The 13328-nt window shown below is 64.7% G+C and carries 13 protein-coding genes; 3 read left to right on the top strand and 10 right to left on the bottom strand.

Translation table 11 applies throughout. The annotated features are described in order from the left end of the window. Positions 1-8: 8 nt before the first annotated feature. The 8 genes from hslV to OKW29_RS36120 all read right to left on the bottom strand — a co-directional run bounded on the left by hslV (position 9) and on the right by OKW29_RS36120 (position 8349). Complete coding sequence (gene hslV / locus OKW29_RS36085) at positions 9-545, bottom strand: ATP-dependent protease subunit HslV (RefSeq protein ID WP_184051150.1); 537 nt, start codon at positions 543-545, stop codon at positions 9-11. A gap of 339 nt (positions 546-884) precedes the next feature. Beyond that, complete coding sequence (gene dksA, locus OKW29_RS36090) at positions 885-1304, bottom strand: RNA polymerase-binding protein DksA (RefSeq protein ID WP_090802202.1); 420 nt, start codon at positions 1302-1304, stop codon at positions 885-887. A gap of 682 nt (positions 1305-1986) precedes the next feature. Continuing rightward, positions 1987-3087: a CobW family GTP-binding protein gene (locus OKW29_RS36095; protein WP_429294291.1), complete on the bottom strand. Its 1101-nt coding sequence runs from the start codon at positions 3085-3087 to the stop codon at positions 1987-1989. Between the two features lie 237 nt (positions 3088-3324). Next, entirely contained in the window at positions 3325-4527 is a 1203-nt protein-coding gene (locus OKW29_RS36100; protein WP_090802199.1) for a class I SAM-dependent rRNA methyltransferase, read from the bottom strand. Between the two features lie 61 nt (positions 4528-4588). After that, positions 4589-5512, bottom strand: coding sequence for a tyrosine recombinase XerC (xerC, locus tag OKW29_RS36105; protein WP_429294292.1), 924 nt, complete (start codon positions 5510-5512; stop codon positions 4589-4591). A 28-nt stretch (positions 5513-5540) separates the two neighbouring features. Beyond that, entirely contained in the window at positions 5541-6299 is a 759-nt protein-coding gene (locus OKW29_RS36110) for a DUF484 family protein (RefSeq protein WP_184025894.1), read from the bottom strand. Between the two features lie 57 nt (positions 6300-6356). After that, positions 6357-7292, bottom strand: coding sequence for a diaminopimelate epimerase (dapF, locus tag OKW29_RS36115; RefSeq protein ID WP_429294997.1), 936 nt, complete (start codon positions 7290-7292; stop codon positions 6357-6359). Between the two features lie 172 nt (positions 7293-7464). Continuing rightward, positions 7465-8349, bottom strand: a complete 885-nt coding sequence (locus OKW29_RS36120) for a lipid A biosynthesis lauroyl acyltransferase (protein ID WP_429294293.1) — start codon at positions 8347-8349, stop codon at positions 7465-7467. Between the two features lie 285 nt (positions 8350-8634). On the opposite strand from OKW29_RS36120, the gene metK reads away from it, so the two are divergent. Continuing rightward, positions 8635-9825, top strand: coding sequence for a methionine adenosyltransferase (gene metK / locus OKW29_RS36125; RefSeq protein ID WP_429294294.1), 1191 nt, complete (start codon positions 8635-8637; stop codon positions 9823-9825). Positions 9826-10039: 214 nt separating this feature from the next. Here the strand turns inward: metK and OKW29_RS36130 are convergent, their stop codons facing one another. After that, on the bottom strand, positions 10040-10414 hold the full coding sequence (locus OKW29_RS36130) for a hypothetical protein (RefSeq protein WP_429294295.1): 375 nt from the start codon (positions 10412-10414) through the stop codon (positions 10040-10042). 571 nt (positions 10415-10985) lie between these two features. Between OKW29_RS36130 and OKW29_RS36135 the strand changes: the two genes are divergently transcribed. Then, positions 10986-11747 carry a phytanoyl-CoA dioxygenase family protein gene (locus OKW29_RS36135; protein WP_429294296.1) on the top strand — a complete coding sequence of 254 codons (762 nt, stop codon included), beginning with the start codon at positions 10986-10988 and terminating at the stop codon, positions 11745-11747. A gap of 31 nt (positions 11748-11778) precedes the next feature. Here the strand turns inward: OKW29_RS36135 and OKW29_RS36140 are convergent, their stop codons facing one another. Beyond that, positions 11779-11985, bottom strand: a complete 207-nt coding sequence (locus OKW29_RS36140; protein ID WP_429294297.1) for a DUF3185 family protein — start codon at positions 11983-11985, stop codon at positions 11779-11781. Between the two features lie 228 nt (positions 11986-12213). Here OKW29_RS36140 and mgrA point away from each other — a divergent pair, with 228 nt between their 5' ends. Next, positions 12214-13257, top strand: coding sequence for an L-glyceraldehyde 3-phosphate reductase (gene mgrA / locus OKW29_RS36145; RefSeq protein WP_429294298.1), 1044 nt, complete (start codon positions 12214-12216; stop codon positions 13255-13257). The last annotated feature ends 71 nt before the right edge of the window (positions 13258-13328 follow it).

The following is a 13328-nucleotide window of genomic DNA, read 5'->3' on the forward strand; positions in this document are numbered from 1 at the left end:
ATGGGTCCTTACTCGATCGTCTCAATGACGCGGTTATGGTTCGTGTAGATGCACATGTCGCCGGCAATTTCCAGCGACTTCTCCACGATGTCGCGCGGCGACAGCTCGGTGTTGTCGGCAAGCGCCTTCGCGGCCGCCTGCGCGTACGCACCGCCCGAGCCGATCGCACAGATGCCGCCTTCGGGATCGAGCACGTCGCCGTTGCCGGTGATGACGAGCGTGGTGGTCGCGTCCGCGGCGATCAGCATCGCCTCGAGACGACGCAGCATGCGGTCGGTGCGCCAGTCTTTCGCGAGCTCCACGGCCGCGCGGGTCAGATTGCCCTGATGTTTTTCCAGCTTCGCCTCGAAGCGGTCGAGCAGCGAGAAGGCATCCGCCGTGCCGCCGGCGAAGCCGACCAGCACCTTGCCGTTGTAGATGCGCCGGACCTTCTTCGCGCCGCCTTTCATGACGATGTTGCCGAGCGTGACCTGGCCGTCGCCGCCGAGCGCCACCTTGTTGCCGCGGCGCACGGAAACGATCGTCGTGCCGTGAAATTGCTCCATATGCGTTCCTCTTTGCAAAACGGGTAGGACGCGGCAGCGCTGTGCGCTACCGCATGAATCCAGTCAGCGGACGGCGCGCCGGCTGGCGCGCTCGTGAGCGCATGTCCGATCTATTTTAGGGCGCGCGCGGTCATATCAAGATCCGCCGGAAGGCCTAGGACGAAAAACTGAAAATCCGCTCAGGGAGCCTGAGAAACGAGGCGGGAAGGGACGGCGGGGCGGGACGGATGGCGGAGCATGCGCGGATGTCGCGCAAAAAGAAAAGGCGCACGGTTCACCGTGCGCCTCTCGACGAAGCAGCGTTTTCAGGGCGCTAAGCCGAAGCCGCGCCGCAGATAATCAGTCGCCGAACAGCTTCTGGCGCAGTTCGCGGCGCTCCTGGGCTTCGAGCGACAGCGTAGCCGTGGGCCGCGCGAGCAGACGCGGAATGCCGATCGGCTCGCCGGTTTCCTCGCACCAGCCGTAGTCGCCCGCCTCGATTCGCGCGATCGATTGCTGCACCTTCTTCAGCAGCTTGCGTTCGCGGTCGCGCGTGCGCAGTTCGAGCGCATGCTCTTCCTCGATCGTGGCGCGATCGGCCGGGTCCGGCACGATGACCGTTTCGCGCAGGTTCTCGGTCGTCTGGCCGGCATTGCGGAGAATGTCCGCCTGCAACTGTTCGAGCCTGTTCTTGAAGAAGGCGAGCTGATCCGCATTCATGTAATCCTTGTCGCTCATCTTCAGGATTTCGGCTTCGGTCAAGAGTCGTTTCGTCGTCATCTGGCTTACTTCTTCAATGTGAGGCAAAACTCATAGGGCCCGCACTTTCGTATTGTCCGCAAACGCGTCGCGCGGACGCGCAGCGCAGGGTGGCCACGAACGTTGGACTGTCGTGACGCCGAAGCGCCTGGCGCCCACACACCGGGCGTTGCTAGCTACGCCGCTGCGGGGCCGAACTCCTCTGGAAACCGATTCACACATGCTCCTGAGGCATCGCTCGCCGACGAGCGCGTGCCCTTTCAGGCCGTGCCCGCCGGCGTTTTCGGCGTGTCTCCGGACAAGATTTTCCGGCGCCGTTTCAGGCCCGTCGCGGGATACGCGCGACCGGGCAATTCGTTGTCATTCTCCAGTGGGCACGTATTGTAACTGAATCACAATACGGCACCGCAACTGCTGAAAGCCGGCCTGCGGCGCTGCGATATCCCGAAAATATAACGCGCAGAAAGCCAAAAAGCGATGGTCGTGCACGCTTTAATACAGCAGGGTTTTCACGCGTTTTTCATATGGCCTGGATTCGAAAGGCCTCGGCGCCGCGGCGTCGCAGTTTCAGCAGAGGATTCACGCCCGCGCAGTCGCCGGCGGGCGTCTCACCGCACTAGAAGTAGCACGGCGCATGCCGCGCTGCGCGCGGCGTGTCGTGGGCTTGCTCCGAGGCTTGCTTGCGCGACGGCGCTGCGCCCGCTCAGGCGAGGCAGGCGTCGAGACCGTCGGTGATCAGATCGCGCGGCAGTTCGATGCCGATGAACACCATCTTGTTGGTCTTCTTCTCGGCCGGTTGCCATTTCGCGGCGAGGTCGCTGCCCATCATTTGATGCACGCCCTGGAACACGACCTTGCGATCGACGCCCTTCATGTACAGCACGCCCTTGTAGCGCAGCAGGTGCTCGCCATAGATCTGCAGGATGCCGCCGAGGAAGTCTTCGAGCTTGTTCGGATCGAACGGACGATCGCTGCGGTACACGAATGACTTGATCTTGTCGTCGTGATGCGCATGGTGGTGATGTCCGTGATCATGGCCTTCGTGATCGCAATGGCCATGGTCGTGATCGCAATTGGCGTGATCGTGGTCATGGTCGCCTTGCGTGTGGCCGTGCTCGTCGTGCGCGTGCGCGTGGCTATGCGCGTGTTCGTCTTCGTTCAGGAAGTCCGGATCGATTTCGAGCTTCGAGTTCAGGTTGAAGCCGCGCAGATCGAAAATTTCCTTGATGTCCGCCTCGCCGAAATTGACGACCTTGATCGCCGCCTTCGGGTTCATGTGCAGCAGACGGTGGCGCAGATCGCCCACGTGCCGCTCGTCGACGAGATCGGCCTTCGTGATGAACAGCCGGTCCGCGAAACCGACCTGGCGCTGCACCACTTCGTGCTCGTCGAGCTGATGGTTCGCGTGCTTCGCGTCGACCAGCGTGATGATCGCGTCGAGCAGGAATTCGCTCGCGATCTGGTCGTCCATGAAGAAGGTTTGCGCGACCGGGCCCGGATTCGCGAGGCCGGTGGTTTCGATCACGACGCGGTCGAAGTCCACTTCGCCCGCCTGCTTCTTCGCGGCCAGCTCGTTGAGCACGCGCGACAGGTCGCCGCGAATCGTGCAGCAGATGCAGCCGTTGCTCATCTGGATGATCTGCTCGCTCGTGTCCTGCACGAGGATCTCGTTGTCGATGTTCTCTTCGCCGAACTCGTTCTCGATGACGGCGATCTTCATGCCGTGCTTTTCGTTCAGGATGCGCTTGAGCAGGGTGGTTTTGCCGCTGCCGAGAAAGCCGGTCAGGATGGTGACTGGAATCATGTGGGTCGCCTGTAAGTCGTGAAACGGTGCGTGATCGGACGCTAGCGCGCAAGGCTAGCCAGATGCGTTAGGCGGGCCGCCGCAGCCAGATGGCGCGGGCCCCGTCCAGCCGGTCATTGAAACATATTTGCCTGGCGGGCGCAGGGGCGGCCGCCCTGCGGCCGGCTGATGGCCGCCTGCGCGGAGGCGGGCCGCTGCCGCCGCCGCCACGCGCAATCACCGGGAAAATGAGGGCGATCAGGCGATTTGCAACAGCAGCCCCTTCAAATACTCGCCTTCGGGGAACGCAGTGAGCAGCGGATGATCGACGCCCGCGCCAAGGCGCTTCAGGATGCGTGCGTCGACGCGTGCGTCGGCGGCCGCGCCCGACACGATCTTCTGGAACAGCTCGGGATCGATCGCGCCCGAGCACGAGTACGTGAACAGCAAACCGCCCGGGCGCAGCAGCTTCAGGCCCGTCAGATTGATGTCCTTGTACGCGCGCGAGGCGCGGTCCACGTGCTCGCGCGATGGCGCGAATTTCGGCGGATCGAGCACGATCAGGTCGAAGCGTTCGCCTTCGTCGTAGAGGCGCCGCAATGTCTTGAACGCGTCGGCGTCGAGCCAGGTCGCGCGGTCGGCGTCGAAGCCGTTGGCCGCGACGTTCTGCTGCGCGAGCGCGAGCGCTTCACCCGACGAATCGACCGACACCACGCGCTTTGCGCCACCCCTGAGCGCCGCGAGCGAAAAGCCGCCGGTGTAGCAGAAGCAGTTCAGCACGTCGCGATCTTTCGCGAACTGCTGCACGAGCAGGCGGTTATCGCGCTGGTCGACATAGAAGCCGGTCTTGTGGCCGTTGCGCACGTCGACGTGATAGCGCACGCCGTTTTCGCTCGCGATCAGCTTCTCGGAAGGCGGCTCGCCCGCGAGCACGCCGGTGATCTGCTCGAGCCCTTCCTTCTGACGGATCGACACGTCCGAGCGCTCGTAGACGTTCGGGCAGCCGGTCGCGCCGACCAGCGCCGCGACGATCGCGTCCTTCCACGCTTCGACGCCGGCCGCCATGAACTGACAGACGATCTGGCTGCGCTGATCCGCGTCCTCGGCGACGTAGTAATCGACGATCAGGCCCGGCAGACCGTCCGCCTCGCCGAAGATCAGCCGCACGGCGCCGGTGTCGCGCACCATCGCCTGACGATGCGCGAACGCGCGCTGCACGCGGCGCTTGAAGAACGCGTGATCGATCGGCTCGGCTTCGTCGAAGCTCCAGACGCGCGCGCGGATCTGCGAGTGCGGGCTGTAGGCGGCGCGGGCGAGAAAGCGGCCATCGTGCGCGCGCACGAGCACGGTCGCGCCGGGCGCGGGGCGGCCGTCGACGTGCTCGATCGCATTGGCATAAACCCACGGATGGCGGCGCAGCAGCGATTTTTCTTTCGACGGTTTGAGCGTAACGGTATTCATCAGGTGTAGGTAAAGTGCAAGCGAAGGCGGCGCGTCGTGGCGCGCGGCGTCAGTCGCGTGATCAGTTGCGTTTCTTTGCGCGAGGATGCGCGCTGTCGTAGACGTGGGCGAGGTGCTGGAAATCGAGGCCCGTATAAACCTGCGTCGCGGTGATGCTCGCGTGGCCGAGCAGCTCCTGCACGGCGCGCAGGTCGCCGCTCGACTGCAGCACGTGCGTCGCGAACGAATGGCGCAGCACGTGCGGATGCACGTTGGCCGGAATGCCGGCGGCGAGCGCCGCGCGCTTCACGCGCTCGCGCACGACGTTCGGCGACAGCCGGTTGCCGCGCGCCGACAGGAACAGCGGATGCGGATCGTGGCGGACCATCGGTTCGCGCACCGCGAGCCATGCGTTCAGCGCCGCGACCGCCTTGCTGCCCACCGGCACGACGCGGCGCCGATTGCCTTTGCCGAGCACTTCGACTTCGCCGGAATCGAGTTTCAGCCAGCCGGCCGAGCGATAGCCGTCGACGTCGGCGAAACGCACGTCGAGGCCGACCAGTTCGGCGAGGCGCAGGCCCGACGAGTAGAACAGCTCGAGCATCGCGTGATCGCGCAGGCCTTCGGGCGAGTCGGCGGCCGGGCTGTCCATCAGGCGCGCGGTGTCGTCGACGGAAAGCGCCTTCGGCAGCGTTTTCGCCTGCTTCGGCGCGCGCACCGCGGCGACCGGATTGGCCGGCAACTCGACGTGGCCCGCGAGCCAGCGATAAAACGCCCGCCATGCCGACAGCCGATGGCCGATCGACCGCGCGGTGAGACCGCCTGCATGCGCGCGCGCGACGGCGCCGCGGATGTCGACGGCGGTGAGGCTTTCGAGCGCTCGGCCTTTGGCGAGCTGCTTCAGTTCCGCGAGCTCATGCGTGTAGCCGCGCAGCGTGTGCGCCGACAGCCGCCGCTCGTGCTCGAGATGCGACAGGTAGGCGGCGATCGGGTCGGCGGCGGTCACGGTACGCGGTGACGTTGCGTGGCGCGGCTCAGCGCGGCAGCAGCCGGCTCAGCGCGGCGCTCGCGAGCGCGCCGATCTGCGTGAGGAAATCGGTGGCCATGCCTTCGTGGAAGCGCCGCGGGTCGGATGAGCCCATCACGAGCAGGCCGAACGTCGGCGCGTCTTCGGCGCCTTCGGGGTCGCGCAGCGCGAGCAGCGCGATCGATTCGGTGCTCTGCGCCGTCCCGTTCGAGGCGACGCCGAGGTCGTCGGTCGCGCTCGTTGCCGCGCTTGCCGCCGGGTTGGTCGTCCCGTTGGACGCGACCGCAGCTTGCGCGAGCCATTGCGCGGCCTCGAAGCCGGTGTTTGCGCCGCAGTACGGCGTGCTCAGGCTGCCCGCGAAAATGCGCACTTCCTCGCTGACGTGGCGCGCGAAGTCCGCTTGCGCATACGGCTCGGCGACGTCCCACACGCGCAGCGCCGCTTGCGGCACGTCGAAGATGTCGCGCAGACCGCCGGCGATCGTGCGCGGCAGCGCGTAGGGATCGCGCTCGGCCATCACACGGATGGTCCAGCGGTTGAATTTCGACGCGATGCTGTCGTTCTCGTGACCGTAGCGCAGCAGTTCGGCAAGACGCCGCTCCAGATGCTTGTTCTTGTCGCGCAGCATCTCCATCTGCCGCTCCTGCAGCGACACCGCGGCTTTGCCGTGCGGGTTCGCGAGCCGGATCGTCGCGAGCGCTTCCGCGTGTTCGACGAAGAATTCGGGATTGGCGAGCAGGTATTCGGCGACTTCGCGATCGTTCATGGTTTCGGCTAGAGGACTACGGGACGGCCGCCTCACGGCGGCGCGTCGGTCAATGAGTTAGACGGAGGGTGCCATGTCGGCCGGGCTGGACGGATTGTGCTGCGACGAGTGCGACGAGGCGCTCGACGCCTCTTCGGCCAACTCGATCTCCCCTTCGAAGACGGTGGCTGCGGGGCCGGCCATCAGCAGCGGCGCGCCTGGGTGCGCGCTGTCCCACGTGATGGTCAGATCGCCGCCGTGCGTATGTACGAGCACCGGCGAATCCAGCCGCCCGCGCCGGATGCCGGCCGCGACCGCCGCGCACGCGCCGGTGCCGCACGCGAGCGTTTCGCCCGCGCCGCGTTCGTAGACGCGCAGCCTGATCTCGTTGCGGTCGACGATCTGCATGAAGCCCGCGTTGACCCGCTGCGGGAAGCGCGTGTGCCGCTCGATGGCCGGACCTTCGGCGAGCACCGGGAACACCTCGGCATCGTCGACGACCTGCACGGCGTGCGGATTGCCCATCGACACCACCGACATCCAGCGCGTCGTCCCGTTCACGTCGAGCGGCCAGAGCGTATCCGCGCCTTCGCGGCGGCCTTGCAGACCCTTGGTCGCGAACGGCACGAGTTCGGGATCGAACACGGGTGTGCCCATGTCGACGATCACTTCGCCGTTGTCCTGCATCGTCAGCGTGATCGTGCCTTTCTGGACCTGCACGCGCACGCTGCGTTGGTCGGTGAGACCGCGCTCGCGCACGAACTTGACGAAGCAGCGCGCGCCGTTGCCGCAGTGTTCGACCTCGCCGCCGTCGCAATTGAAGATGCGATATCTGAAATCGACGCCTTCGAGGGTCGGCTTTTCGACCAGCAGCAACTGGTCGGCGCCGACGCCGAAATGGCGGTTCGCCAACGCGCGCACCTGCGCCGTGGTCAGATCAACCGGTTGGGTATAGCCGTCGAGTACGACGAAGTCGTTGCCCGCGCCGTGCATTTTGGTGAATTTGAGCTTCACGTTTTCCGTGTATCCGTTGCTGCGTAGGGCTTCGCGCGTGCGGGCGGAGCCGAAAATTCCGGCCTCACCGCCGTTGGGTGAATCACCCATTGGAGCCGTGCCCGGCCAATAGCAGATGATACACGTTGGCACATCGGAAACGGTACGGCTGACAAGGAGCCCAGCCCCACCTTCAATACACCCCCGGCACCCCCGGCGGGCGTGTCTTGAACCGCTTGTGCACCCAGTAATACTGCTCGGGCATCAGCGGAATCTGCTCTTCGAGAAACTCGTTCATGCGTCGCGCATCAGCGTCATCGTCGCCGGTCGGATAGTCGTCCCAAGGTTTGAAGACCTTGAGCCGGTAGCCCTTGTAGTTCGGCAGCACCTCGCCGATGAACGGTACGACCTGCGCGTGCCCGACCTTGGCGAGACGGCCGACCGCGGTCAGCGTGCAGGTCGGCACGCCGAAGAACGGCACGAACGTCGAATTGCGCGCGCCGTAGTCCATGTCCGCGCCGAGCATCACCGGTTTGCGTTCGCGCAGCCAGCGCAGCACGACGCGCGCGCTGTCCGCGCGGCTCGCCATGTCCGCGCCGAAACGCGCGCGCGCTGCTTTCGCGACTTCCTCGAACTCCTGATTCGACATTGGCTGATAGAGGGAGCCGCACCGGCGCTTCAGCGAGTAGTTCAGAAAGATCGAACCGGCCTCGATGCCGACAAAATGAAAGCCGAGAAACAATGTGGGCGGCAGGTTCGGGTCCGTCAGGTCGATCGCGCTGTCGAGCTGGATCAGCTTTTCGAGCTTCTTCGCCGAGCCGAACCACTGCACGCTGCGCTCGAGATAGCTGCGGATCGCATGACGGAAGTGCTTTTGCGCGACGTCCTCGCGGCGCTCGTCGCTCCAGTCGGGGAAGCACAGCTTCAGATTCGTATGAACGATGCGCTTGCGACGGCTCGGGATCTGGTAGAGCAGCCAGCCGAGCCCGTCACCGAGACGAGCGACCAATCCGTAAGGCAACAGCGCAAAGAGTTTGAGCAGCCCGATCGCGAGCTTCGCGCCGTAGCGGCTCAGCATGCAGCCTCCAGGCGCGCGGCGCCGCAGGGGGCGAAATTGTGGAAAGCGGAAAAATTGACGTGATACCGCACTCGTTTCGACTCTGTGACATTCAAAGGAAGTCGCTATAATAAAGGCTTCGCCGAGTTAATAGACAACTTGCGGGGCGAAGCCGGCGGGTGCGGTCCATGGGTTTTCATGGGTTTTGCGTCCATCGGTCAGGTAATCCGCTAAAGCGTCGCCGCTTCAGACTCCCGAAGTCGGCTACGTGGAACGCAACCGTAACCACTAACAGGAGTCTGCAACGTGGCAAACGACTATCTCTTCACTTCCGAATCCGTTTCCGAAGGCCATCCCGACAAAGTCGCGGACCAGATCTCGGACGCCATCCTCGACGCCATCCTCGCTCAAGACAAGTACTCGCGTGTCGCGGCCGAAACGCTGTGCAACACGGGTCTCGTCGTGCTGGCCGGTGAAATCACCACCACCGCGAACGTCGACTACATCCAGATCGCGCGCAACACGATCAAGCGCATCGGCTACGACAACACCGACTACGGCATCGACTACCGCGGCTGCGCGGTGCTCGTCGCCTACGACAAGCAGTCGCCGGACATCGCCCAGGGCGTGGACCGCGCGCACGACAACAACCTCGATCAAGGCGCGGGCGACCAGGGCCTGATGTTCGGTTACGCGTGCGAGGAAACGCCGGAACTGATGCCGCTGCCGATCCACCTGTCGCACCGCCTCGTCGAGCGTCAGGCGAATCTGCGCCGCGACGGCCGTCTGCCCTGGCTGCGTCCGGATGCCAAGTCGCAGGTCACCGTGCGCTACGTCGACGGCAAGCCGCATTCGATCGACACCGTCGTACTGTCCACCCAGCATTCGCCGGACATCGAGCTCGACACGCTGCGCGAAGCGGTGATCGAGGAAGTGATCAAGCCGACGCTGCCGGCCGAGCTGATCAAGGGTGACATCAAGTTCCTCGTGAACCCGACCGGTCGTTTCGTGATCGGCGGTCCGCAGGGCGATTGCGGTCTGACGGGCCGCAAGATCATCGTCGATACGTACGGCGGCGCGGCGCCGCACGGCGGCGGCGCATTCTCGGGCAAGGATCCGTCGAAGGTGGACCGCTCGGCAGCGTACGCCGGCCGTTACGTCGCCAAGAACATCGTGGCCGCGGGCCTCGCATCGCGCTGCCTGATCCAGGTGTCGTACGCGATCGGCGTCGCCCAGCCGACCTCGGTGATGGTCAACACGTTCGGCAGCGGCCGCGTGTCGGATGCGACGATCACGGAACTCGTGCGTCAGCATTTCGACCTGCGTCCGAAGGGCATCATCCAGATGCTCGACCTGCTGCGCCCGGTCTACGAGAAAAGCGCGGCGTATGGTCATTTCGGCCGCGAAGAGCCGGAATTCACGTGGGAAGCCACCGACAAGGCGCTCGCACTCGCCGAAGCGGCAGGCACTGAGCCGGTCGCGGTGCTTGCCGAATAAGGGCGAGCCGATCGCCGCTTGAAAGCAAACAAACCCCGCCGGCGTGAGCCGGCGGGGTTTTTCTTTGTCTATCGATGGCGTAGCGATGCCGCCGCGCGAAGCACGTCGTCGAGGCGGCGCGCTCGAAGTCAGCCCAGCGGTGAACGGCCAGCCGGTCGGCAGATCAGCGGTCTAGCCACTCAACGCGCAACTGCAACTCACCGGCCCAGCAATCTCACCGGCTCGCAAACGCAAACGCAAACGCAAACGCGAACCACCCGCCGCTGCTCGCCGACAGGCGACGCGGTCGGCGGCTCGCAGGCGTTCGCATCGCCGGCGCGCGTTTCGCGACCGCGAGGCGCAACGGTGTCGGTTTGCGCAGCAGCGTGCGCAGCGACAGACGGCGCGTGCCGCTCTGCTGGCGTAGCGCCGAGAAGAACGTATGGAACCAGGTGCGAAAGCCGTCGATGGCCTTCGCGTCGCGCCACTGCTCGCCGAGCGCGCGGGTGCGCGCGGCATGATGGCGCAGCGCCCGCATCATATGGCGGCGCGCGGGACGCGCCGCTCTCAGCGCGGCGCGGGTCAGACGGGTGCTCAAAAGAGTATGCATGGCTTCACATTTAGGCAATGAACCGCACGTCGGCGCGTGCACCGGATGTGCACGGACAAACAGCACCATATGTGCCAATGACGGGGTTGCGATGAACGGCCTGAAAGCGGGAAATTCGGTGCGGGTCGTGGCGCGGGAGATTGCGACGCGAAACACGGCGCACAGCGCAGCGAAGGTACAACGCGGAGAAACCGACGGCACGGGCCCTGACGGCCTGCGCACAACAGAAAACTGCGTAAGCGACGATCGACATGCGAGCAGGCTACATGGGAATCATGACGTCAGAAAGTCGGTTATTACCCTGCGAGACCGGATTTCTCCGTGGATCGAATCGTCGCGGATGCCAGTTTGCTGTCACCCTTTACGGGCGATTTGCGTGCGCGTTTGCCCAGCGAATGTGCGGTGCGGGCGCGCCGCGCGCCTGAAACCGGTGCATTGGCGCGCCGCGAAAAGCGAAGGCGACCGGCGTAACAGATCAGCAGGACGCAGGAGCCTCTCGCGGTGAACCAACGCACCCCGATCGCGCCCGTTTTACAATCGAACATCAGCTAGTCGACAGTAACGGAACGCCATGTCACTCCATTCGAAGAAAGAGCAGATTCAAACGTTGCGGGAGCAGGGTTTTGTCGTCGTGCCAGGACTCGTGTCGCCCGAGCGTTGCGACGAGCTGAAGCGGATCGCGCAGCGGCAGCTGCAGGAAGCGGCGGCGCCGATCGAATTCGAAGCGGATTTGCAGTATCCGGGCGCGCCGTCATCGAAGGATGCTCCGGGCGGACATACGGTGCGGCGCCTGCTCGACGCGTACGGTCGTCACCCCGCGTTCGCGCAATGGGCGACCGCGCCCGAAATCCGTGGCTGGATGGAGCTGTATTTTGGCGAGGAGCCGCGTCTGTCGCGCGCGCATCACAACTGCATGATGACCAAGCACCCCGCGTACGGCAGCCTGACCGGCTGGCATCGCGACGTGCGCTACTGGTCGTTCGAGCGCGACGATCTGGTGTCGGCGTGGCTCGCGGTCGGCCCGGAAACCGTCGATAACGGCGCGCTGTGGTTCGTGCCGCAATCGCACGGTGCCGCGTTCACTTCGGACCGTTTCGACGAAGCGAAGTTTTTCCGCGCGGATCTCGCCGAGAACGAGGCCGCGATCCGCACGGCGGTGTCGCCCGAGCTCAAGACCGGCGACGTGGTGTTCTTTCACTGCAACACGCTGCACTCGGCCGGCAAGAATCTGAGCGACCAGGTGAAGTTCTCGCTGGTGTTCACCTATCACGGCGCAAGCAATGTGCCGCTGCCCGGCACGCGCTCGGCCGCGAAGCCCGAGATCGCGTTCTAGATTATTTTGGTCGCGGGCCTCGCGCCGACGCTCAGCGCTTGCGTCCCGACATCGCGATTCCCGTCAGCCCGGCGAGCGTCGCCACCACGCCAGCGACGATCAGCACGATCGCCTTGTTGCTAGGCGAGCCGGTAAAGAAGCGCGCCACGTCGCTGCTCACCGAATTGAATGCCTGCCCGCCGAAATACAGCAGCACGATACCGCCGACAATCAGCGCGATCGAAATCGCTTTCGTCATCTGCACCTCCCATCAACCTGAACCGGCCAGAGTGTAGGTGAGCCGTGCGTGCTCGTCCATCCCGCATACTGGTTGCGCTGCAAGCGCCGCGTCGATTGGCTAACATAGCGGTCTGGCCGCACCGCGGCGACACCACAACAACAAATCTCCCCAGCAGCACGCCTCCCGCAACGCGCGAATCCTCACGCCCGCCATCCTCGGGCGATCTAATCTACAAGGACACTAGCAATGGCTTACGAAGCAGCTTCAGAACGCTATTTGGACATGCAATACCGCGTCTGCGGCAAGTCGGGTCTCAAACTGCCGGCGCTGTCGCTCGGCCTGTGGCACAACTTCGGCGACACCACGCCGATCTCGACGCAGCGTGACATCCTGCGCACGGCCTTCGACCTCGGCATCACGCACTTCGATCTGGCGAACAACTACGGCCCGCCGTACGGCAGCGCGGAAACCAACTTCGGCCGTCTGTTCAAGGACGATTTCAAACCGTATCGCGACGAGTTGCTGATTTCGTCGAAGGCCGGTTGGGATATGTGGCCCGGTCCGTACGGCCAGGGCGGCGGCTCGCGCAAATATGTGCTCGCGAGTCTCGATCAGAGCCTGAGGCGCATGGGCCTCGATTACGTCGACATCTTCTATTCGCATCGCTTCGACGCGCACACGCCGCTCGAGGAAACCGCGGGCGCGCTCGCGAGCGCGGTGCAGCAGGGCAAGGCGCTGTACATCGGCATCTCGTCGTACTCGTCGGCGAAGACGCGCGAAATGGCGAAGCTGCTCGCCGAATACAAGGTGCCGCTGCTGATCCATCAGCCGTCGTACAACATGCTGAACCGCTGGATCGAACACGACCTGCTCGATACGCTCGATGAAGTCGGCGCGGGCACGATCGCGTTCACGCCGCTCGCGCAGGGATTGTTGACCGGCAAGTACCTGAACGGCGTGCCGGAAGATGCGCGCGTCAACAAGCCGGGCGGCGGTTCGCTGAAAGACGAGCATCTGAGCCCGCGGAACATCGAGCACGTGCGGAAGCTCAACGACATCGCGCAGCGCCGTGGTCAGAGCCTCGCGCAGATGGCGCTCGCGTGGGCGTTGCGCGATCCACGCGTGACCTCGGTGCTGATCGGCGCGAGCCGCGCGGAGCAGGTGCGCGAGAACGTCGGCGCGCTGAAGAAGCTCGCATTCTCGGCCGACGAACTCGCCGAAATCGATCGCTATGCGACCGAAGGCGGGATCAATCTGTGGGAAAAGCCGTCGACGGATCAGGCGATCTGATCGCGTGAGGAGCCGTCCGCGCAACAGGCGGACGGACGCAAGGGCAAAACGAAGCCGCACGCTCAGCGTGC

The sequence above is a fragment of the Paraburkholderia sp. CI3 genome, from assembly GCF_050436505.1.
GTDB classification, from domain to species: Bacteria; Pseudomonadota; Gammaproteobacteria; order Burkholderiales; family Burkholderiaceae; genus Paraburkholderia; species Paraburkholderia tuberum.

Bases quoted from the DNA above. Each gene is read 5' to 3' on its own strand.
- dksA (WP_090802202.1), bottom strand. From the start codon at position 1,304: ATGACGACGAAACGACTCTTGACCGAAGCCGAAATCCTGAAGATGAGC.
- OKW29_RS36110 (WP_184025894.1), bottom strand. From the start codon at position 6,299: ATGAACGATCGCGAAGTCGCCGAATACCTGCTCGCCAATCCCGAATTC.
- mgrA (WP_429294298.1), top strand. From the start codon at position 12,214: ATGGCTTACGAAGCAGCTTCAGAACGCTATTTGGACATGCAATACCGC.
- OKW29_RS36120 (WP_429294293.1), bottom strand. From the start codon at position 8,349: ATGCTGAGCCGCTACGGCGCGAAGCTCGCGATCGGGCTGCTCAAACTC.
- OKW29_RS36135 (WP_429294296.1), top strand. From the start codon at position 10,986: ATGTCACTCCATTCGAAGAAAGAGCAGATTCAAACGTTGCGGGAGCAG.
- OKW29_RS36130 (WP_429294295.1), bottom strand. From the start codon at position 10,414: ATGCATACTCTTTTGAGCACCCGTCTGACCCGCGCCGCGCTGAGAGCG.
- hslV (WP_184051150.1), bottom strand. From the start codon at position 545: ATGGAGCAATTTCACGGCACGACGATCGTTTCCGTGCGCCGCGGCAAC.
- OKW29_RS36095 (WP_429294291.1), bottom strand. From the start codon at position 3,087: ATGATTCCAGTCACCATCCTGACCGGCTTTCTCGGCAGCGGCAAAACC.
- OKW29_RS36100 (WP_090802199.1), bottom strand. From the start codon at position 4,527: ATGAATACCGTTACGCTCAAACCGTCGAAAGAAAAATCGCTGCTGCGC.
- OKW29_RS36140 (WP_429294297.1), bottom strand. From the start codon at position 11,985: ATGACGAAAGCGATTTCGATCGCGCTGATTGTCGGCGGTATCGTGCTG.